This is a genomic window from Heliomarina sp., assembly GCF_052826185.1.
In genome coordinates, this window is the sequence record NZ_JBRBUI010000048.1 from 1 (window position 1) to 19,293 (window position 19,293).

The window sequence follows — 19,293 nt, forward strand, 5'->3', positions numbered from 1 at the left end:
ATGCATGGGCATATCTTCTTGTCTTGCAAGGCCTTCCTGAACCAGTCGGCATCGTAGCCACGATCGCCGAGCAGCCCCTTCACGTTGGGCTACCCGCTGAGCAGCGCTCGCGCCTCAATGTAGTCGCTGACGGGGCTGGCGGTCAGAAACAAATCGATTGGGCGGCATTGGCTATCGTAAATGGCGTGCAGCTTCGGGTTCCGTTTTCGGGCGAAACGGTCACCCGGACCGTTTCTTAATCCCTCAAACCCTTTGGTTCGGCCAATCAAGCGTCCACGCCCCCCTTTTAAAGCCCAGGCTGTGCGCCCTGCCATGGGCCTTCAGATGTGTAGTGTCGATCATCACAGTCGTTTCTTCACCATGCTCGGCGGCCAGACCCGCTATGATCTGGGCGAAGACGCCCTTATCGCTCCATCGTTTCCAACGGTTGTAGAGTGTCTTGTGGGGGCCGCACTCCGTTGGGGCGTCGCGCCACCGCAAACCGTTGCGATTAATGAAGATAATGCCACTTGGAAGACGTCGATCATACACTCGGGGCTTGCCATGAGACTACAGAAAGTAAGGCTCTAGACCTCCCATCTGTGCGGCGCTCAAACAGAAAAAATCAGACATTGTCACCACTCGTTTTCAAACGGTGGACCATGCACGCCCAACCAATCCAATGAGGCATGAGAATGAGATTTAGCTACCGCCGCTTCGATGGCTTCAACAGGGTAATCACGTTGAAGGAGTCCAAAAACATGATCTATACCAATTGCACCAGGTACACCGGATCGTGCTTCGGCGACTTCATTCAATAGCCTCGCTGCACTTGCATTTTCGCGGACCTTTAACTCTTTTAAAATGTCCGAAGCCAAGCCCAAAAAATTTGAAAGTTTTGCTTTGGCTTGTGATACTCCTTCCCCACAAAAGAAGACGACTCGGCCTGGATCGCGAGACCAAAGCAGTTCGTTAAGTAGAATCGGATCATCCGTCAGAAATCTCATTTCCCACCTTAATCGGGTTCGGAGGCTAAAGTTCGCCGCCCACCCCCTCCATTGACCTTAGCGTGGTCTAGTTTTGATTTACATTGGCTTCTGGCTGTTTCAGGCGTCAACTCGGTCAAGGCAACAAAATCCTTCTGAATCAGATATTTGCCTTGCCACTGCAACTCCGTGTGCAAATTGCGCCAATGTGTCAATTTGAGAGAAATCAAAGGTTGGAGGCGACTAGCTTGGCCCTGAAGGTCGAATAGTTCTCAACAGTCATGAAACGAGAAACCGTGGAGTTACTAATTGTTCGCAGGCTAACTATTTTTTGATCTGTGGATGTAGTCTGGATATCAGAACAGTGCGCCGGCTTCAATTCTCGCCCATACGGAGAAGCAAACTTCGCTTACAGGTACTTAAAGTATCGCAAGTAAGGGATATTTCTTGGTATTCTACCATCTTCCAATTGATTATTTATCAGTCGAACGTCCCGGTTTAGATACCAAGATTTCGGCCGAAAGTATTAAAAAAAAGGGAGATTCATCCGTAGATCGTAAGCCAATGTGCGACGAGCAAGTGTATAAAAGAATTCTAAGTTCGCGCACCGAAAAAAGTGTGCGGAAATTGTTTCTTAGACTAATTGTAGCTATATCAACCTCTTATGTTGATCTGGAGAGGGTTCTGTTTTGAGGCCACGAAACGCCGCCGCACACTCTCGGCGTTCAATTGCTACATTCCAAAAAAATTAGTCAGAATATCGGTCGTAGGTATCTGATTTTGTCTCATAAATTTGGTGCCCCCACACGGACTCGAACCGCGGACCTACTGATTACAAATCAGTTGCTCTACCAGCTGAGCTATAGGGGCTGCCGTGACACGAAGTGTCTCGACAAAGCGTAACACGCTTTTTCCTTTTCCCGCCTGTGCAGCAAAGGTTCAGGTGCGGCCCGTTTAGCAGGGGTTCTTAGTTCGGACAAGGGCAATTGCTGCAGAATCCGGAGGTAGAGTGCCACGCCGCGTCGACGAGGGAGAGATGGTTGTGTGGGACGTTTGAACGCCTGTTCCAGCGATAAATTTAGCGGCTGACCAGGGCGCAGGTAACTCTGATCTGATTTCTCAAAAAGGACCGTTTGCAGACTTCGGAAACTGAAGCGGCTTTTGCCTATCGATCGGCAAGTGCGCGGGCAAGATATAGCGGCGGCATGAAGATTCGGCGGATCGATGCAAGCGGGAAGGTTGCGAGAGGTTGCTTCATCGCGGCCGGATAACGATCTCTTCCTTGGATCAGTTCAGCAAGAAGCATACCGGAATAACTGCCCATGGCGACGCCGTTGCCATGATAGGCCATGCCCGCGTATAGACCAGGATGCCCGGGAACCTGACCGACAAAGGGAAGCCTGTTTTTGGCTATGCAAACCATGCCGGACCAGCTGTGTGGCGATTCCACATTGCGCCAAGCCGGGAACATCTGTTCGAAGTCTCGGCGATTATTGGCCCGGGCCCGTTGCTCTGCCTGGGGCGACGATTGCAAACCTCCTCTCATGCCGAAGAGAAAGCGCCTGTCTGGCATCAGCCGGAAATAGTGAAGAAGGTTCCGCGTATCGTAGCTCGCCTGCTCACTGGTCCATCCTTGCGAGTCCAGTTCTTCTTGCGTGAGCGGCCGTGTCACCAGCACGTTTGATTGCGCAGGCATGTAGCGCCCGCGCAGCCAGTCAGGGATATCTTCGCTCGAGTATCCGTTCGTGCCGATAATCACCCGTCGTGCACTCACCTTGCCGGAAGGAGTGGTAAGCTGAAAGGTCTCCGACAATCGCTTGATGTCGGAGACAGGTGCGTTGCGAAACAGTCTCGCGCCGTTATTCCCGGCAGCTTCGGCGATACCGAAAAGGTACTTCCTTGGATTCAGCCCAAAGCCGATCGGCAATGTCAGGGCTCCGTGGAAAGGCCCGCCAAGCCCATGCGCGGCCAGATCCTTTTTTTCGATCAGGATCGGCTCAACGCCGGAGGCGGAAATTGCTTCGGCCGATTTCCGCAAATCCTCCATGTCCTTTGGGCGGTGAGCAAGTTTAGTTTCACCGTTGGAATGCCGGTCAACGTCCATATCGAAGCGGTTGATCAGGTCTTCGGCAAAACTGACTGCATCTTGCTCGGCCTGCCAGTATTCGCTCGCAGCATTGGATCCAATCCGTCTGCTAAGGGCCTTCTCGGAAATCATTGACCCGCCCAGACAACAGAAACCACCATTGCGACCTGATGCACCCCATCCCGGATAATGGGCTTCCAGAAGAGCAACTGAAATTCCCGCCTCGGCAAGGTGCAGCGCTGCGGAGACACCGGTGAATCCGCCGCCTATGATGGCAACATCGGTATGTAGGTCGCCCTCAAGCTGCGGCCATTCAGGCGCTTCGATAGTCTCGTCCCACCAGCATCCCGACCGCGGGCCGCTTCCATAGGCATAGTCTGAATAGATGCGTTTCATCAGCTTCGCGCAGCCATAAATTCTTCCTCGCGCTCCCGCACCAATTTGCGCTTGGACAATAGAGAGGCCGTGATCACTCCAACGGTTACGATTGCTATCATAATAGTCGACAGAGCGTTAATTTCGGGACTGACCCCAAGCCGCACGGCAGAGAAAATCTTAATCGGAAGCGTCGTTGCCGAAGGACCGGTTGCGAACGAAGCAATGACCAGATCGTCAAGCGACAGGGTGAAAGCCAGCAACCATCCCGAAATGACTGCCGGGGCGATGATCGGCAGAGTGACAAGCCGAAACGCCTGTGCAGACGAACATCCAAGGTCAAGCGCTGCTTCCTCGAGCGACTTGTCGAATGTTGCAAGTCGCGACGACACGACAACCGAGACGTAGCACATCGAGAATGTCGTATGAGCAAGAACGATGGTTAGAACGCCCCGCTCCAACCCGATCCCGATGAAGAGCAGCAGTAGTGACAATCCGGTAATGACCTCTGGCATGACCAGTGGCGCGTAGATCATTCCCGAGAAAAGTGTACGTCCGAAAAAACGCCCGGAACGGATCAGTACGTAAGCTGCCGCTGTGCCAAGGACTGTGGCAAGCGTCGATGAAAAGACGGCCACGCGCAGTGTCACCCATGCCGCATCGAGAAAGGCTTCGTTGGCAAGCAACTCTCCGTACCACTTGGTCGAGAAACCGGCCCAAACAGTGACAAGCTTGGATTCATTGAAACTGAAGATGACCAGAATGATCATCGGGATATACAGGAACGCGAACCCGAGGGTGAGCGATACCGCGTTGAACCAGCTGAACCTGCTCATTGATCAGCCTCCGATGCACGCTGCTGGTTACGCTGGAAAAGCACGATCGGGATGATGAGGATCAACAGCAATACCACTGCGACGGCAGAGGCCACGGGCCAGTCGCGGTTTGAGAAAAATTCTTCCCAAAGAACCTTACCAATCATCAATGTCCCTGAACCACCAAGCAGCGAGGGGATTACGAATTCACCCAAAGCCGGAATGAAAACAAGGAAGCAGCCAGCAATGATCCCGTTGCGCGACATTGGCACCGTCACGAGCCAGAAGGCACTTAGCCGCGAACAACCAAGATCTTCGGCAGCCTCTATCAATGACCCATCAAGCCGGTCGAGGGCTGCATATATTGGCAGAACCATGAACGGCAGATAGGTGTAGACGATCCCGATATACACCGCCGTGGTGGTGTTAAGAATCGTCAGTGGCGTCGAAATGATGCCGGTCCACAGGAGGAATTGGTTCAGGAAACCTTCCTGGCTAAGGATGCCCATCCATGCGTAAACGCGGATAAGGAAAGACGTCCAGAACGGCAGGATGATCAGCATCATCAGCGTCGGGCGCCATTCTTCCGGTGCGCGGGCCATTCCGTAGGCGACCGGATATCCGATCATCAATGTCAGGGCAGTTGAAACCAGCGCGATGAAAAGGCTCGAGAGATACGCTTTCCAGTACAGGCTGTCCTGCGTCAGAAAGACGAAGTTTTCGAAATCCAGTTCGGCCAGAAACGCGCCGATGCCTTCATCCCAGCTGAACTGGGGAAAATACGGCGGGATGGAAAGGGCAACGTCTGACAGCGAGATCTTAACGACGATGAGGAACGGCACCAGGAACAGCGCAAGCAGCCAGGCATAGGGCAGGGCAATCAGGGCAAACCGACGCATCAGGATGCTCCTCGTTTCATCGTGCCAGCATCACGCCAGCAGTCGCAGTCCATGACAGCCAGACCTGATCTTCCCAGGTGAAAGAACGGCGTGCGATGCGGCGAGTGTTGGCCGTCTGAGCCTTGATAATCGTGCCGTTCGGCAATTCGACATGATAGGTCGAGAGGTTGCCGAGATAGGCGATGTCGTGGATCTTTCCTTGAACGCAATTGTCGGCAGCCTCAGGCCTGTCAGCCGTGATCGTAATCTTTTCGGGGCGGATCGCCATATAGCAGGTTTGCCCGTTGTCGAACTTTGCCGAGGTCGCAGCATGGAGCGCTTGCTGACCCTCTGCCCAGTCGATTTCGTACTGTCCTTCTTCAAGGAATCGGGCACGGCCTTCGATGATGTTCACGTCACCGATGAAGTCGGCGACATAGACGGAATTGGGCGTTTCATAAATGCGGTCAGGGGTTGCGACCTGCATCAGCTTTCCTTCGTCCATGACGGCGACCCGGCTGGCGACGGTCATCGCCTCTTCCTGGTCGTGTGTCACGATGACAAACGTGGTCCCGGTCTTCTCCTGAATGTCCATCAGTTCGAACTGGGTATCCTGACGCAGTTTTGCGTCCAAAGCGCCAAGCGGTTCATCAAGCAACAGAAGTGTTGGCGCTTTTGCCAGTGATCGGGCAAGCGCAACGCGTTGCCGCTGACCGCCGGAAATCTGGTGCGGTTTCCTTTTGGCAAACCGCTCAAGTCGTGTCAGGCGCAGCATTTCATGTACGCGTGTCGCGATGGTTTCTTTGTCTTTGCCTTCGCGCTTCAGACCAAATGCGATGTTTTCCCAGATGGTCAGATGCGGAAACAGCGCATAGGACTGGAACATCATGTTCACGGCGCGCTTGTTCGGGGGTACGGGTACGATATTTCTTCCAGAAAGCTCGATCTGGCCGGACGACGGATTCTCGAACCCTGCAAGCATGCGCATCATCGTCGTCTTGCCGCAGCCAGAAGGGCCGAGCAAAGCAAAGAATTCCCGCTCGTAGATATCGAGCGACAAGTTGTCGATGGCGGTAAAGCTACCGAATTTCTTTGTAACGTTTTGAAACCGGATTAGTGGTTTCTGTTCCGGGTCTTCCCATGGGGCGAATACGGTCGAATTCAAAAGCCGTCCCTCGTTTTGATTGTCGGGGCAGGCCACTGTAAGCCCGCCCCGAAGCCCGGTATCAGGTGCCGGATTTTACCTTGGTCCACAGGCGCGTCACGACACGCTGCACTTTGGCACCGTAGGGTGTCGTGGTGTACAGGTTTTCCAGCGTCGCCTCATCCGGGTAGATCGCCGGATCGCCGATCACATCCTCTTCGAGGAATTCCTGCGATGCCTTGTTGCCGTTCGCGTAGTAGACGTAGTTCGACGCAGCGGCCATGTTCTGCGCGTCCATGATAAAGTTCAAAAAGGTATGCGCGGCTTCCGGATTGGGCGCATCCACCGGAATCGCCATCTGGTCGAACCACATCAGGGCGCCTTCGTTAGGTGCGTTATAGGCAATTTCGACACCGTTATCGGCTTCCGCTGCACGGTCGCGCGCCTGAAGGATGTCACCGGACCATCCGAAGGCGACACAGATATCACCATTGGCAAGCGCGTTGATGTATTCAGAGTTGTGGAATTTCTGAACATAGGGGCGAACAGCGGCAAACACCTCTTCGGTTTTCGCGATGGTGTCCGGGTCTTGGCTGTCGGGGTCTTCCCCGATGTACTTTAGCGCAGCCGGGATCATTTCGGTTGGCGCGTCAAGGAAATGGACACCGCATTCGGCCAGTTTTTCCATGTTGGCCGGATCGAAAATCAATTCAAGCGAGCCCATTGGGGCGTCCTCGCCGAGAATCTCGGTTACTTTGCCTACATTGACGCCAATTCCCGTGGTGCCCCACATGTAGTTGATGGAATATTCGTTGCCCGGGTCATATTGCTCGGTACGCTTGGCCACCACGTCCCACATGTTTTCGATGTTGGGCAGCTTGGACATGTCAAGCTTCTGAAATGCTCCGGCGCTGATTTGGCGCTGCAGGAATGTACCGGAGGGAACGACGACATCATAACCCGATCCGCCTGCCAGCATCTTGGTCTCGAGAACCTCGTTGCTGTCGAAAACGTCATAAATCAGATCAATGCCTGTTTCCTGCTCGAATTTCTCAAGGAGGGACTCGTCGATATAGTCAGACCAGTTATAAACGCGAACCTCATCGGCCGACGCCATCGCGCTGGTCAAAGCAAGCAGCGAAGCCATTGTCAAAGTGTGCAGTCTCATGAGTATCTCCCTAGGCGCCCCGGGTTGTTCCCGGTGGCTTGGATTTGATCAAGTTTTGCCCTTCCTGGCAATGTCCGATATGTTTCCACGGGGGCAGAGACAGCGCAAGGGACGTTGTTTGATCGATGTTTGATCGGAGCAGGGCGGGAATGAAGTTGGTGAAAAATACGGCAGATCAGGCAGGCGTACCTATCCGATCACTGCCCGTGCATGAGCAGGTTTATCAGGATCTTCGCTCACGGATCCTTTTCGGAGAAGCCGCGCCGGGGCAGGCGGTTACCATTCAGGGGCTCGCCGATGCGCTGGGCGCTGGCATGACACCCGTGCGGGAAGCAATCCGCCGGCTGATCTCTGACGGTGCCCTGCTATTTCAGGGTAACCGTCGCGTCATCGTTCCGACCTTGGATATCGCCGCATTGGAACAGCTTGTTTTTATAAGGAAATCAATAGAATCCGAACTTGCTCGCAGAGCGGCCAGACATGTCGGTCCAGAATTCGTGGACCGGCTGAGTGAGATCGATGCGGCGCTGGATGCAGCCATTTCACAAGGTGACGTTCCGGGTTACTTGCGCTTGAACTACCAGTTTCACATGGCGCTCTATGCGCAGGCCAAGGCCCCAATCATGGCCGAACAGGCCGACCGTCTGTGGCTCCGGTTCGGCCCCTCGCTAAGGGTCGTTTGCGGTCGCTTCGGCACACAGAATCTGCCGGACCGGCATAAGGATCTGCTTAGTGCTCTCGCAGCAGGTGACGAAGATGGCGCAGCCGTCGCCGTGACCCAGGATGTGACCCAGGGCATGGAGCAGATTGCCGCTGTCCTTGAAATCCGGGAGTGATTCGATTGACAGTCAAAAATTTGATCATATTCTGCCCGCAACTTTTACATTGAAAGGATTCAGGCCGTGTCCGCGATAACAAACCACATGCCTACAGCCGAGTTACAAAAGCTGGATTCGGCGCATCACATGCATCCTTTTACCACGGGAAGCGAACTTGCCGCAAAAGGGGCCCGGGTCATCACGCGCGCCAAGGGCGTCTACTTGACCGATAGCGACGGTGTCGAAATCCTCGATGCGATGGCAGGCCTTTGGTGCGTGAACATCGGCTACGGTCGTGACGAACTGGCCGAGGTCGCCGCGCGCCAGATGCGCGAACTGCCGTACTACAATACCTTCTTCCAGACGACGCATGTGCCGGTGATTGCACTGGCGCAAAAGCTGGCTGAACTGGCACCGGGCGATCTGAACCATGTTTTCTTTGCCGGTTCCGGCTCCGAGGCGAATGACACTAACATCCGCATGGTACGCACCTATTGGCAGATGAAGGGCAAGCCGGAAAAGAACATCCTGATCTCGCGCAAGAACGCTTATCACGGCTCTTCGATGGGTAGCGGCTCGCTTGGCGGGATGAGCGGCATTCACGCACAGGGCGGCCTGCCGATCCCGAATATCCATCACATCAACCAGCCCGACTGGTACAGCGAAGGCGGTCAATCCACGCCCGAGGAGTTCGGTCTCGCGCGGGCGCAGGAACTCGAAACGGCTATTCTCGAACTTGGCGAAGAGCGCGTCGCGGCCTTTATCGCCGAGCCGATCCAGGGCGCGGGCGGGGTGATCATACCGCCATCGACCTATTGGCCGGAGATTCAGCGCATTTGCGACAAATACGACATACTCCTGATTGCCGATGAGGTGATCTGCGGTTTCGGGCGTACCGGCAACTGGTTCGGCAGCGAAACCGTCGGCATCCGCCCGGATATCATGACTGTCGCCAAAGGTCTGTCTTCGGGTTATGTGCCGATCGGCGGGTCGATCGTCAGTGACGAGATCGCCAGCGTGATCGACAGCGGTGAGTTCAATCACGGCTACACCTATTCCGGGCACCCGGTTGCAGCCGCTGTCGCTCTCGAAAACTTGCGTATCCTCGAAGAAGAAAACGTCGTCGATCACGTGCGCAACGTGGCCGGACCCTATCTCAAGGAAAAATGGGAAAGCCTTGCGGATCACCCGCTGGTCGGCGAAGCCAAGATCGAAGGTATGATGGGCTCGATTGCGCTGACCCCAAACAAGGCAACCCGCGCAAAATTCGCATCTGATCCGGGAACTGTCGGCTACATCTGCCGCGAGCGGTGCTTTGCGAATGCATTGGTCATGCGTCATGTCGGTGATCGTATGATCATCTCGCCGCCACTGGTCATGAGGCCAGAAGAGATCGACATCCTTATCGAGCGTGCGCGGCTTTCGCTCGATGAATGCTATGAAAAGCTCAAAGAAGACGGTCTGCTTGTCTCCGCTAGCTAAAAGCGTTCTGCGCTCTCCCGCGAGGGAGGGCGCACCCGGCGATCAAGCTGTCAGCTGATCGCCCAGACGTTCCAGCATGGTCAGGCAGCTTCTTATCTGTTCGACGCTGACGAACTCATCGGGTTTGTGCGCCTGGTCGATAGAACCGGGCCCGCAGACCACCACCGACATGCCAAGTTCCTGGAAAAGTCCGGCTTCAGTACCAAAAGGCACGACATGGGCGCCATTCGCGCCGACAAGCCGCGAGACGAGATCCCGTGCAGCATTGTCATCCATAACTTCAAGCCCGGCGACTTCACCAATGACCTCCGTCACTATATCGGCGTCGGGGTGAACGTTCTGCATAGCGGGTAGCAACTCGCGTTCGACAAAATGGTGAATTGATCTTTTTACAAACTCGCCATCGCTGTTCTGAACTGGTCGCATTTCCCATTCGACCTCTGCTTTGCCGGCGATCACGTTGTGCGCGACACCACCGTGGATGGCGCCAACATTGATGGTGGTCCAGGGCGGGGTGAATGGGCTCTGGATCGGCGCGCGCTGAACAAGATCGTTGCGCAGGCTTAAAAGATGCATGACGTATCGTGCGGCGTACTCGGCTGCATTCACGCCCAGATCCGGAGAAGACCCGTGCCCCTCAAGACCGTTGAACCGGACGGTGTATTCGCAGCATCCCTTGTGGCCTTCGATCACCCGCATTGATGTCGGTTCGCCGATGATGGCCATTGCAGGTTTGATGCCGCGTTTGCGCAGCTCGGGGATGAGTGACCGTGCGCCAAGGCAACCGACCTCTTCATCATAGGTGAAAGCGAAATGCAGTGGCCGTTTCAACTCCAATTGGCTGTATTCGCGCGCCATCATAGTTGCCGCCGCGATAAAACCCTTCATGTCGCATGTGCCACGTCCGTATAGCCGTTCCTCGTGCTCGAGCAGAACAAAAGGATCGCTGGACCAGTCCTGATCTTCGACCGGCACCACATCCGTGTGGCCAGACAAGACAAGCCCCCCATCGCCTTCTGGACCAAGTGTCGCGAACAGGTTCGCCTTGGTGCCGCTCTCGTCCGAGAACAGATCGACACGGGCCCCACAATCTCCAAGCCGGGATGCAAGGTCCGCAACCATCTCGAGATTGCTGTCCGCCGAAACGGTCGGATAACCAACCAGCGACTGCAGCAGGTCCAGGGTATCCTCCAGCCGATCCGTCACGGCTTCACGAACAGCTGACGAGGGCGGTTGCAGAAGGTTTCCGCCGCCCCGGTTTCTCGGATGAGAATGCTCTCGGTGATTTCCAGCCCCCATGTATCGCGCCACAAGCCCGGCATGAAGTGAAACGTCATTCCCGGCTCAAGTACGGTTTCGTCGGTCGAACGCAAAGATATCGTACGCTCGCCCCAGTCCGGGGGATAGCTGAGACCGATGGAATATCCGCAACGGCCAACACGGTCGATCCCGTGCCGGTTCAACGCATCTGACAAGGCATTTGCAATATCGCAGGCGCGGTTGCCTGCACGGCCTGCCTCCAGCCCGGCTTCGAGCCCTTCGACAATCGCGGCCTCGGCGGCAAGGATATCCTCGGTCGGTTTGCCAAGGAACAGGGTTCGGCAGAAGGGCGTATGATACCGGCGGTAGCATCCGGCGATTTCAAAAAATGTCGCTTCGCCGGACTTGAACGGCCTGCCGTCCCAGGTCAGGTGAGGCGCCGCGGCGTCATCGCCCGACGGTAACATGGGCACGATGGCCGGATAGTCACCCCAAGCGTCCCCCACGCCGCGAATCGCATCCCGGTAGAGTTCCGCGACAACTTCGTTCTTCGCGACACCGGGTTCGACTCGTTCCAGCAACCCGTCGATCATTTTTTCGGAAATGGCGGCTGCCTTGCGCATAAAGGCGATTTCTGCCTGCGATTTAACCGCTCTCAGGTGATTTACGACCCCTGTCGCGTCCTCGAAAGTGGCATTGGGCAGCGAAGCTTCAAGTACGTGCATGGCCTTGGCGGAGAAGTAATAATTTTCCGTCTCAACACCGATCCGGCCCGCCGAAAGGCCGAGGCTGTCGAGCAGAACCGAAAGGTCCTGCATAGGGTGCAGTTCGGTTGATTGAACGAAACTGTCTTCATACCCGACGACACGATCAAACCCCATCCAGACGGTCCGCAAGGCGCCCTGCGTATCCATCAGTCTCCCCCACCATATGGGGTCGGCATCGGGAAGAACTACAACACCTTGATGCACGTAGAACGACCAGCCGTCATACCCGGTCAGCCACGCCTGATTGGAAGGATCGGTCACGAAAAGCGCGTCCAGACCGAGTTTCGACAGGGCTTGTCGGGTCTTTTTCAGGCGCGTCGCGTATTCTTCGATCGAAAAGGGCAGGGCCGACGCTGTCATATACTTTTGATCCTTCTGTTACGTGTGTTCTGGCGCCAGCCATATCTGAAATTCTCGGGCGTGAACGTCAAGCTGCCCCATAGTTCGGTAAAACTGTTTGTTTTTCGGTCTTTTACCCCATGTTGCTGCCTTCCAAATAATCATTCTCGTCAAGTTGGTTGCACTCTGGCGGTTCTCTGTGATTACATCTGCTCATGAAAACGCAGGAAAAACTGCGAAGTCCAAGGGGAGCCGCTTTTGGCTGATACGCAAAACACAGACGCGTTCGTCGAGTTCGAACGCGTACAAAAAAGCTATGACGGCGAGAACCTGGTCGTCAAAGATTTGAACCTTTTCATGCCCAAGGGTGAATTTCTCACCATGCTGGGGCCGTCAGGTTCCGGTAAGACGACGTGTCTAATGATGCTGGCCGGTTTCGAAACCGCGACGCACGGCGATATCCGACTCGACGGCACAAGCATCAATAATATTCCGCCGCACAAACGCGGGATCGGCATGGTCTTTCAGAACTATGCCCTGTTCCCGCACATGACAGTTGCCGAAAACCTCGCTTTCCCGCTTGAGGTTCGCAAGATCGGCAAGTCCGACCGAGAAGCCAAGGTCAAGCGCGCGCTTGACATGGTTCAGATGGGCGATTTTGGCGGTCGGCGGCCAGCGCAGCTTTCGGGCGGTCAGCAGCAGCGGATCGCATTGGCCCGCGCGCTGGTTTTCGAGCCCGAGCTGGTTCTGATGGATGAACCGCTCGGCGCCCTCGACAAGCAGCTTCGCGAAACACTGCAGTTCGAAATCACGCGGCTCGCCCATGATCTAGGCATTACGGTTGTCTACGTGACACACGATCAGACCGAGGCTCTGACCATGTCAGACCGCGTGGCTGTTTTCGATGATGGCCGTATCCAGCAGCTCGCGCCGCCGGACCAGCTTTATGAGGCGCCCGAGAACAGCTTCGTCGCGCAGTTCATTGGCGAAAACAACACGCTTGAAGGCGTCGTCAAAGAGATCAACGGCGATTCCTGCCTTGTCGAACTCGATGGGGGCGAGGTCATCGCCTGCAAACCGATTAACGTGAACAAACCGGGCGATCGCACCCGCGTTTCGATCCGACCGGAACGTGTCGAATATAATAAAGACCGGCTTCAGGAAGGCGCGCACACGCTCAAGGCCGAAGTGCTTGAGTTTGTTTACATGGGAGACATCTTCCGGACGCGGCTTCGTGTGGCTGGAAACGATGACTTTGTCATCAAGACGCGGAACGCGCCGGATGTGGAACGTCTTAAACCGGGCAGCCAGATCGAAATCGGCTGGTTGCCAGAGGATTGCCGCGCGCTTGATGCGTAGCGGCTGAAATGTATCGCGATAGGCCTCGGCCCACGCGATATTCGATGCGGAGCGAGGATAACGCCCGTTCCACCGTTCCGCAGCAAACCAATCGGGCTAAAAAGTCTGGGAGTAATTATTCTATGACACTACGCAAAACTATTCTCGCAACGTCGGCACTTTCCGTGATCGCCGGTGCAGCTGTCGCTGAAATGGCCAACGACATGACCCTCGTTTCCTGGGGCGGCGCCTATCAGAACAGCCAACAGAAGGCCTACGTCGAGCCCTACCTCGAAGCTCACCCGGAAGTCAGCGCGACATGGGACGAAAGCTCTGCCGAAGCAGTTGCAAAGCTGCGCGCCATGAACGAAGCGGGCAACATCACCTGGGATCTCGTTGACGTTGTCGCCGCCGACGCCATCCGTCTCTGCGACGAAGGTCTGGCGATGGAATACGACCCGGAAGAACTGCTCGCCGAGGGCGAAGACGGCTCATCCGCCGAGGATGACTTTGGCGACCTGATCGTCAGCGACTGCTTCATCCCGCAGATCGTTTACTCGACCACCTTTGGCTATCGCACAGACATGGTTCCGGAAGGCGTCGATGCACCGAGCGAAATCTGCGACGTGTTCGATCTGGAAACATATCCGGGCAAGCGCAGCCTCGAAAAGCGTCCGATCAACAACATGGAATGGGCGCTGCTCTGTGATGGCGTTGCCAAAGAAGACGTCTACGACGTTCTGGAAACCGAAGAAGGTCAAGAGCAGGCACTGGCCAAGCTCGACACCATCAAGGATAGCGTGATCTGGTGGTCCGCGGGTGCCGACACGCCGCAGCTGCTGGCCGATGGCGAAGTCTTCATGGGCTCCACGTATAACGGTCGTCTGTTCTCGGTCATCGAAGAGCAGGACCAGCCTGTTGCAATGATGTGGGACGCGCAGGTGTTCGACCTTGACGGCTGGATCATCCCCGCCGGCTTGCCCGAAGACCGTCTGGCACGCGTGAAAGACTTTGTTAAGTTCGCCACCGACACCCAGCGTCTTGCCGATCAGGCAGCTTATATTTCCTACGGTCCGGCACGTAAGTCCTCGGCACCGCTGGTTGGCAAGCATGCCGATCTCGGTATCGACATGGGTCCGCATATGCCTACCGATCCGGACAACGCGGCCAACACCTTTGTCTATAACTATGGTTTCTGGGCTGACTACCGCGACGACATCGACGCGAAGTTCCAAGCTTGGCTGACCAAGTAAGTTACTGACACGACACGACGGGGCCCAATTGGGCCCCGTCATTAAACAAAGGAATTTCAAAGCATGCCCAAGGGTTACTGGATCGTCCACGTTACCGTTACCAACCCCGAGGAGTATGCGGAATACGTCCGGCTAGATACGCCGATCGTCGAAGAATACGGCGGCAAGTTTCTTGTTCGGGGCGGGCAAAGCGAAACGCCCGAAACACCCCAGAAAGACCGCCATGTGGTGGTAGAGTTCCCTGATCTCGCTGCCGCTCAGAAGTGTTATCATTCAGACGGCTACCAAAAGGCCGCAAAGATCAGGATGGCGCATTCAGACAGCGATATCGTCATCGTCGAGGGGACATGAAATGACCAGCACGACAGAGACCAATGTGCCACTTGAAGGTCCGACGCCGGATGACGGATTGCGCGCGGCTGAACAGTCCGGTCCGATGCTCGCCGCGGACGGGACGCCGCTGAAACGCAGTCTGGCAAGGGCGCTGCGTCGCGAAAAACTGCGGGCTTTGATGCTGATCGCCCCGCTGTTGCTGTTTGTGCTGATTACATTCATCGCGCCGATTGGCGATATGCTGCTGCGCTCCGTGCGCAACGACATCGTGGCCGACACGCTCCCGGAAACGGTCGAGCAGCTCGGCATGTGGGATTCAGCGCAACAAGAGCTTCCGGACGATGCCACATGGACGGCGCTTTACATCGATCTGGTGCTCGCCGAAGAGCAAAAGTTGCATACCCGTCTGGGCAGCCGTCTGAATTATGAACTCACCGGCGCATCCTCGCTATTCCGCAAGACCGGGCGCGCGGTGGGTAGGTTCGATACCGACGTTTATACCGATCAGTTCGTCGCGCTGGATGAAAGCTGGGAGAACGCCGCCACCTGGGTGAATATGTTTGATGACTCCGACATTGCGGAGGCATTGCCCCTGACCGCACGGACTTGGGAGCGCTGGGCTGATTATCTGGAATCCGAAGACGACATTCCCGCCGAGGAAGACGTCGAGGATTTTCTCTTTACTGCGCTTTACGCGGATCTGACCCGGGAGGGCGCCGACGTATCGGGCCTGTCTTCCAGGTTGGAGCAAGCGGCCGCAGCAGTTTCGGGCTTTGAAACCGTCGATCTGCGAGAGCAGTTCGAGGACGCGGATGATGACTGGCTAGATCCCGAAATCATGCGTACGATCCAGACCTATTCGCCGCGCTATACCTCGGGATACTTCCTGAACGCGGTGGACGCGCAACTGACAGCAGATGGCGTCAGCATGCGCCCCGAGAACCAGCAGATCTATGGTATCCTGTTCAAGCGCACGATTTTCATGTCGCTGACCATCACGCTGAGCTGCATCATTCTCGGCTATCCGGTCGCCTGGATTCTGGCCAACCTGCCAACCCGTTCGGCAAACCTGCTGATGATCCTCGTCCTTCTGCCATTCTGGACGTCGCTTCTGGTGCGTACCTCGGCGTGGAAGGTGATGCTGCAACAACAAGGGGTCATTAACGATACGCTGGTCTGGTTAGGGCTCGTCGCCGACGATGCCCGATTGGTGATGATCAACAACCAGTTCGGTACCATCGTCGCGATGACGCATATCCTGCTGCCGTTCATGATCCTGCCGATGTATTCGGTGATGCAGACAATCCCGCCCTCTTACCTTCGGGCCGCGAAAAGCCTTGGCGCAACCAACTGGACAGCCTTCTGGCGCGTGTACTTCCCGCAATCAGTTCCCGGAATTGGCGCAGGGTCGATCCTCGTGTTCATCCTGTCCATCGGTTACTACATCACGCCGGAAATCGTCGGCGGTACGACGGGTACCTTCATTTCCAACCGGATTGCCTACCACATTTCTTCGTCTCTCAACTGGGGACTGGCTGCGGCGCTGGGCACGATCCTGCTCGCCGTCGTGCTTATCCTCTACTGGGCCTATGACAAGATCGTGGGCATCGACAACGTGAAGCTGGGATAAGCCAATGACTGCGAGCGATATCGTCATCACCGCGACAGAGAAAAAGCCGGTGTCATTCTATGCGTCTGTCGCGGCAGCAGCCGGGGCATTCGCAGGTATCTTCGTCGGAGCAGCGCAAGGGTCGACCCTGCTGGGGTTGATCTGCGGTGCGATCCTTATGGCTATCGTCGCCTATGTGGCGGTCGAAGTTCTGGGGCGCGAACAGGAAAAACCGCTGCGCTGGGGGCTTGTGATCCTCTTTGCCATCGCCGGCTTTCTGTTCGGCGGCACGCCGGGGGGCGTGATCGGAGCGTTGTTTGGCTGGTTCTTTGGCTGGTTCGTCTACTGGCTTGGCTTCAACCGCTACCGCGCACATCTTGTGCCGTATCTCACACCGGGGCAGGTACTGTGGCACTACGCCTTCCGGGTGATCTGCGGAGCGATTTTCGTCTTCCTGATTACGCCGATCCTCGTCGTGATGCCGCTTTCCTTCAACGCCGAGAACTTTTTTACCTTTACGCCCGAAATGCTGCGGTTCGATCCCGAAGGATATTCGCTGCGCCATTACCGCGACTTCCTGACGAACACGGAATGGACCAACGCGGTGAAGAACTCGCTGATGATCGCGCCGGTCGCGACACTGATTTCGGTCAGTCTCGGCACGCTGGCGGCCATCGGCCTCAGCCAGTCTCATGTGCCGGCCAAGCGCGCCATCATGGCGATCATGATTTCGCCGATGATCGTTCCGCTGATCATCTCGGCGACCGGCATGTATTTCTTCTACTCGAAGATCGGGCTGGTTGGCACCTATTGGGGTATCGTGCTTGCCCATGCCGTTCTTGGTATCCCCTTCGTGATCATCACAGTCACGGCTACACTTGTTGGCTTTGACAAGTCCCTCACCCGTGCTGCGGCCAACATGGGCGCCGATCCTGTGACGACTTTCTTCCGGGTGCAGATGCCGCTGATCCTGCCGGGCGTTATCTCGGGCGGCCTGTTTGCTTTCATCACGTCCTTCGACGAGGTTGTTGTTGTCCTCTTTGTGGGCTCTGCCGAATTGCAGACCCTGCCTTGGCAGATGTTCACCGGTCTGCGAGAGCAGATCTCTCCCACGATCCTTGCCGCTGCGACAGTTCTGGTGGCGATCTCCATTGCCCTGCTGACGGTCGTGGAATTGCTGCGCCGCCGTTCCGAGCGGCTTCGCGGCATGTCACCGGGCTAAGAAACCCGTTCCGACAGAAACAAAAAAGGCGCGCCTCAGACCGAGACGCGCCTTTTTAAATTCTGCTGCTACAATTACCGCAACCGTTCAAGAAGCCTCAGCGAAGCATAACCATCCGGCTGCATGCCTTCCGCCACCTGATAGGCCCGTACCGCGTTGATGGTCAGCGGTCCGATACGCCCGTCGATCTTCTGGGTGTCATACCCCTTGGAGGTCAGACGCTGTTGCAATTCCTTGCGTTCGGTGAAGGTCAGCGCACGATCTCCGCGCGGCCAGTCTCCCTTGATCGCGGGCTTGCCGACGATCCGGTCGCTCAGGTGCCCGACACCGATCACATAGGCGTCTGCCGTATTGTAGCGCTCGATGACATCGAAGTTGCTAAAGATCATGAACGCCGTTCCCTTGCCGCCTGCTGGAAGAAGGATAGACGCTTCACCATGATTGGGCACTGCACGCCCGTCCATATCCGTGATCCCCAGCGCGGCCCATTCCGCCGGCGATTTCATGACATTGCGGTTCGCGAGCATGAAATCAAAGCTCGATGGCAGCCGCACTTCGACGCCCCACGGCTGGTCCTTGGTCCAACCGAAATGTTTCAAGTAATTCGCGGTCGATGCCAGCGCGTCGCTTGGATCGTCTGACCAGATATCCCGTTTACCATCGCCGGTGAAATCCACCGCGTGTTCCTGAAAAGACGTGGGCATGAACTGCGTATGTCCCATCGCGCCCGCCCAGCTTCCCTTCATCCGGTCCGGCGTCACGTGGCCATCCTGAAGGATGCGCAGGGCCTGCATAAGCTGCTCCTCAAAGAACTCCTTGCGTCGCGCATCATAGGCAAGGGTCGCAAGGCTGCGGATCGTGCTGTCGGTGCCCCGATAACTGCCATAGGCGCTCTCCAGCCCCCAGATCGCCACGACGACCTGCTTGTCGACGCCATATCGCGCTTCGATCCGGTCGAGAACGGCGCGGTGCTTGTTTAGCGCCGCCTGCCCGTTGGAAACGCGCGCGCTGGATACGGCGGTATCGAGATACTCCCAGATCGGTTTCGTAAACTCGGCCTGGCTGCGGTCACGACGGATGGCGTCGGGGTCAAAGGTTACACCGGCAAAAGCCCGGTTCAGGGTGTCGCGGCCAATTCCCCGCGCTTCGGCGCGCTGTCGGAACTCACCAAGCCATGTACCGAAGTCGTTTCCGTCCTTTTGCACCAACTGCGTCTCGCCCTTTGCCGCTGCCGTTTTGGGGCGATCCTCCGGTCGCGGAGATTCGTCTATTGCCGCCGCTGCGAGATGGATCAGATTATCCTGCGTAAAGGGGCGGATGTTCGGCCTGATCGAGGCGTCGGGCGCCCCGCTTATGGCTGTCGTTCCCCAAAAAGTCGCAAGGCATACTGCACTTGATAAAATGCGCATTTTCTTTGTCCTGCTTTCTGCTCAACTCCGAG

General features: G+C 56.3%; 16 protein-coding genes, 1 tRNA gene and 1 pseudogene. 7 read left to right on the forward strand and 11 right to left on the reverse strand.

Features of this window, described 5'->3' with window-relative positions; all coding sequences use genetic code 11:
- The 8 genes and pseudogenes from ACU0FH_RS15910 to ACU0FH_RS15945 form a co-directional block, all read right to left on the reverse strand.
- Positions 1-612 (reverse strand): annotated as a pseudogene (locus tag ACU0FH_RS15910) (IS5 family transposase); the annotation flags it as partial.
- A gap of 2 nt (positions 613-614) precedes the next feature.
- A complete protein-coding gene (locus tag ACU0FH_RS15915) occupies positions 615-986 on the reverse strand; it encodes a hypothetical protein (RefSeq protein ID WP_446195626.1) in 372 nt (123 codons plus the stop codon).
- Between the two features lie 773 nt (positions 987-1,759).
- A tRNA-Thr gene (locus ACU0FH_RS15920) sits at positions 1,760-1,835 on the reverse strand.
- A gap of 295 nt (positions 1,836-2,130) precedes the next feature.
- Positions 2,131-3,447, reverse strand: a complete 1,317-nt coding sequence (locus ACU0FH_RS15925) for an NAD(P)/FAD-dependent oxidoreductase (protein WP_446195627.1) — start codon at positions 3,445-3,447, stop codon at positions 2,131-2,133.
- A complete protein-coding gene (locus ACU0FH_RS15930; RefSeq protein WP_446195629.1) occupies positions 3,447-4,262 on the reverse strand; it encodes an ABC transporter permease in 816 nt (271 codons plus the stop codon). The genes ACU0FH_RS15925 and ACU0FH_RS15930 overlap by 1 nt, the downstream gene beginning before the upstream one ends.
- A complete protein-coding gene (locus tag ACU0FH_RS15935) occupies positions 4,259-5,140 on the reverse strand; it encodes an ABC transporter permease subunit (RefSeq protein ID WP_446195630.1) in 882 nt (293 codons plus the stop codon). The genes ACU0FH_RS15930 and ACU0FH_RS15935 overlap by 4 nt, the downstream gene beginning before the upstream one ends.
- 16 nt (positions 5,141-5,156) lie before the next feature.
- Positions 5,157-6,284, reverse strand: a complete 1,128-nt coding sequence (locus ACU0FH_RS15940; RefSeq protein WP_446195631.1) for an ABC transporter ATP-binding protein — start codon at positions 6,282-6,284, stop codon at positions 5,157-5,159.
- Positions 6,285-6,345: 61 nt separating this feature from the next.
- Positions 6,346-7,431, reverse strand: a complete 1,086-nt coding sequence (locus ACU0FH_RS15945; RefSeq protein WP_446195633.1) for a polyamine ABC transporter substrate-binding protein — start codon at positions 7,429-7,431, stop codon at positions 6,346-6,348.
- A gap of 149 nt (positions 7,432-7,580) precedes the next feature.
- Between ACU0FH_RS15945 and ACU0FH_RS15950 the strand changes: the two genes are divergently transcribed.
- Together ACU0FH_RS15950 and ACU0FH_RS15955 are read left to right on the forward strand one after the other, a co-directional pair.
- Entirely contained in the window at positions 7,581-8,267 is a 687-nt protein-coding gene (locus ACU0FH_RS15950) for a GntR family transcriptional regulator (RefSeq protein WP_446195635.1), read from the forward strand.
- A gap of 66 nt (positions 8,268-8,333) precedes the next feature.
- Positions 8,334-9,731, forward strand: a complete 1,398-nt coding sequence (locus ACU0FH_RS15955) for an aspartate aminotransferase family protein (RefSeq protein WP_446195638.1) — start codon at positions 8,334-8,336, stop codon at positions 9,729-9,731.
- Positions 9,732-9,773: 42 nt separating this feature from the next.
- On the opposite strand, the gene argE is transcribed toward ACU0FH_RS15955, so the two are convergent.
- Entirely contained in the window at positions 9,774-10,937 is a 1,164-nt protein-coding gene (argE, locus tag ACU0FH_RS15960) for an acetylornithine deacetylase (protein WP_446195640.1), read from the reverse strand.
- Entirely contained in the window at positions 10,934-12,118 is a 1,185-nt protein-coding gene (locus tag ACU0FH_RS15965) for a M24 family metallopeptidase (protein WP_446195642.1), read from the reverse strand. Before ACU0FH_RS15965 ends, argE begins: the two co-directional genes overlap by 4 nt.
- 237 nt (positions 12,119-12,355) lie before the next feature.
- On the opposite strand from ACU0FH_RS15965, the gene ACU0FH_RS15970 reads away from it, so the two are divergent.
- The 5 genes from ACU0FH_RS15970 to ACU0FH_RS15990 all read left to right on the forward strand — a co-directional run bounded on the left by ACU0FH_RS15970 (position 12,356) and on the right by ACU0FH_RS15990 (position 17,852).
- Positions 12,356-13,456, forward strand: coding sequence for an ABC transporter ATP-binding protein (locus tag ACU0FH_RS15970; protein ID WP_446195644.1), 1,101 nt, complete (start codon positions 12,356-12,358; stop codon positions 13,454-13,456).
- Positions 13,457-13,578: 122 nt separating this feature from the next.
- On the forward strand, positions 13,579-14,688 hold the full coding sequence (locus ACU0FH_RS15975; protein ID WP_446195646.1) for an extracellular solute-binding protein: 1,110 nt from the start codon (positions 13,579-13,581) through the stop codon (positions 14,686-14,688).
- Between the two features lie 63 nt (positions 14,689-14,751).
- Positions 14,752-15,039 carry a DUF1330 domain-containing protein gene (locus tag ACU0FH_RS15980; protein WP_446195648.1) on the forward strand — a complete coding sequence of 96 codons (288 nt, stop codon included), beginning with the start codon at positions 14,752-14,754 and terminating at the stop codon, positions 15,037-15,039.
- A 1-nt stretch (position 15,040) separates the two neighbouring features.
- On the forward strand, positions 15,041-16,651 hold the full coding sequence (locus ACU0FH_RS15985; protein WP_446195649.1) for an ABC transporter permease: 1,611 nt from the start codon (positions 15,041-15,043) through the stop codon (positions 16,649-16,651).
- 4 nt (positions 16,652-16,655) lie between these two features.
- Positions 16,656-17,852 (forward strand): ABC transporter permease subunit, encoded by a 1,197-nt coding sequence (locus ACU0FH_RS15990; RefSeq protein WP_446195650.1) that lies wholly within the window; start codon positions 16,656-16,658, stop codon positions 17,850-17,852.
- 74 nt (positions 17,853-17,926) lie between these two features.
- Here ACU0FH_RS15990 and ACU0FH_RS15995 read toward each other — a convergent pair whose 3' ends face one another.
- On the reverse strand, positions 17,927-19,261 hold the full coding sequence (locus tag ACU0FH_RS15995) for a lytic murein transglycosylase (protein WP_446195651.1): 1,335 nt from the start codon (positions 19,259-19,261) through the stop codon (positions 17,927-17,929).
- Positions 19,262-19,293 lie beyond the last annotated feature (32 nt).

Excerpts from the sequence above, each read along its gene's own strand:
- ACU0FH_RS15915 (WP_446195626.1), bottom strand. The coding sequence starts at position 986 with ATGAGATTTCTGACGGATGATCCGATTCTACTTAACGAACTGCTTTGG.
- ACU0FH_RS15925 (WP_446195627.1), bottom strand. The coding sequence starts at position 3,447 with ATGAAACGCATCTATTCAGACTATGCCTATGGAAGCGGCCCGCGGTCG.
- ACU0FH_RS15930 (WP_446195629.1), bottom strand. The coding sequence starts at position 4,262 with ATGAGCAGGTTCAGCTGGTTCAACGCGGTATCGCTCACCCTCGGGTTC.
- ACU0FH_RS15935 (WP_446195630.1), bottom strand. The coding sequence starts at position 5,140 with ATGCGTCGGTTTGCCCTGATTGCCCTGCCCTATGCCTGGCTGCTTGCG.
- ACU0FH_RS15945 (WP_446195633.1), bottom strand. The coding sequence starts at position 7,431 with ATGAGACTGCACACTTTGACAATGGCTTCGCTGCTTGCTTTGACCAGC.
- ACU0FH_RS15950 (WP_446195635.1), top strand. The coding sequence starts at position 7,581 with ATGAAGTTGGTGAAAAATACGGCAGATCAGGCAGGCGTACCTATCCGA.
- ACU0FH_RS15965 (WP_446195642.1), bottom strand. The coding sequence starts at position 12,118 with ATGACAGCGTCGGCCCTGCCCTTTTCGATCGAAGAATACGCGACGCGC.
- ACU0FH_RS15975 (WP_446195646.1), top strand. The coding sequence starts at position 13,579 with ATGACACTACGCAAAACTATTCTCGCAACGTCGGCACTTTCCGTGATC.
- ACU0FH_RS15980 (WP_446195648.1), top strand. The coding sequence starts at position 14,752 with ATGCCCAAGGGTTACTGGATCGTCCACGTTACCGTTACCAACCCCGAG.
- ACU0FH_RS15985 (WP_446195649.1), top strand. The coding sequence starts at position 15,041 with ATGACCAGCACGACAGAGACCAATGTGCCACTTGAAGGTCCGACGCCG.
- ACU0FH_RS15990 (WP_446195650.1), top strand. The coding sequence starts at position 16,656 with ATGACTGCGAGCGATATCGTCATCACCGCGACAGAGAAAAAGCCGGTG.
- ACU0FH_RS15995 (WP_446195651.1), bottom strand. The coding sequence starts at position 19,261 with ATGCGCATTTTATCAAGTGCAGTATGCCTTGCGACTTTTTGGGGAACG.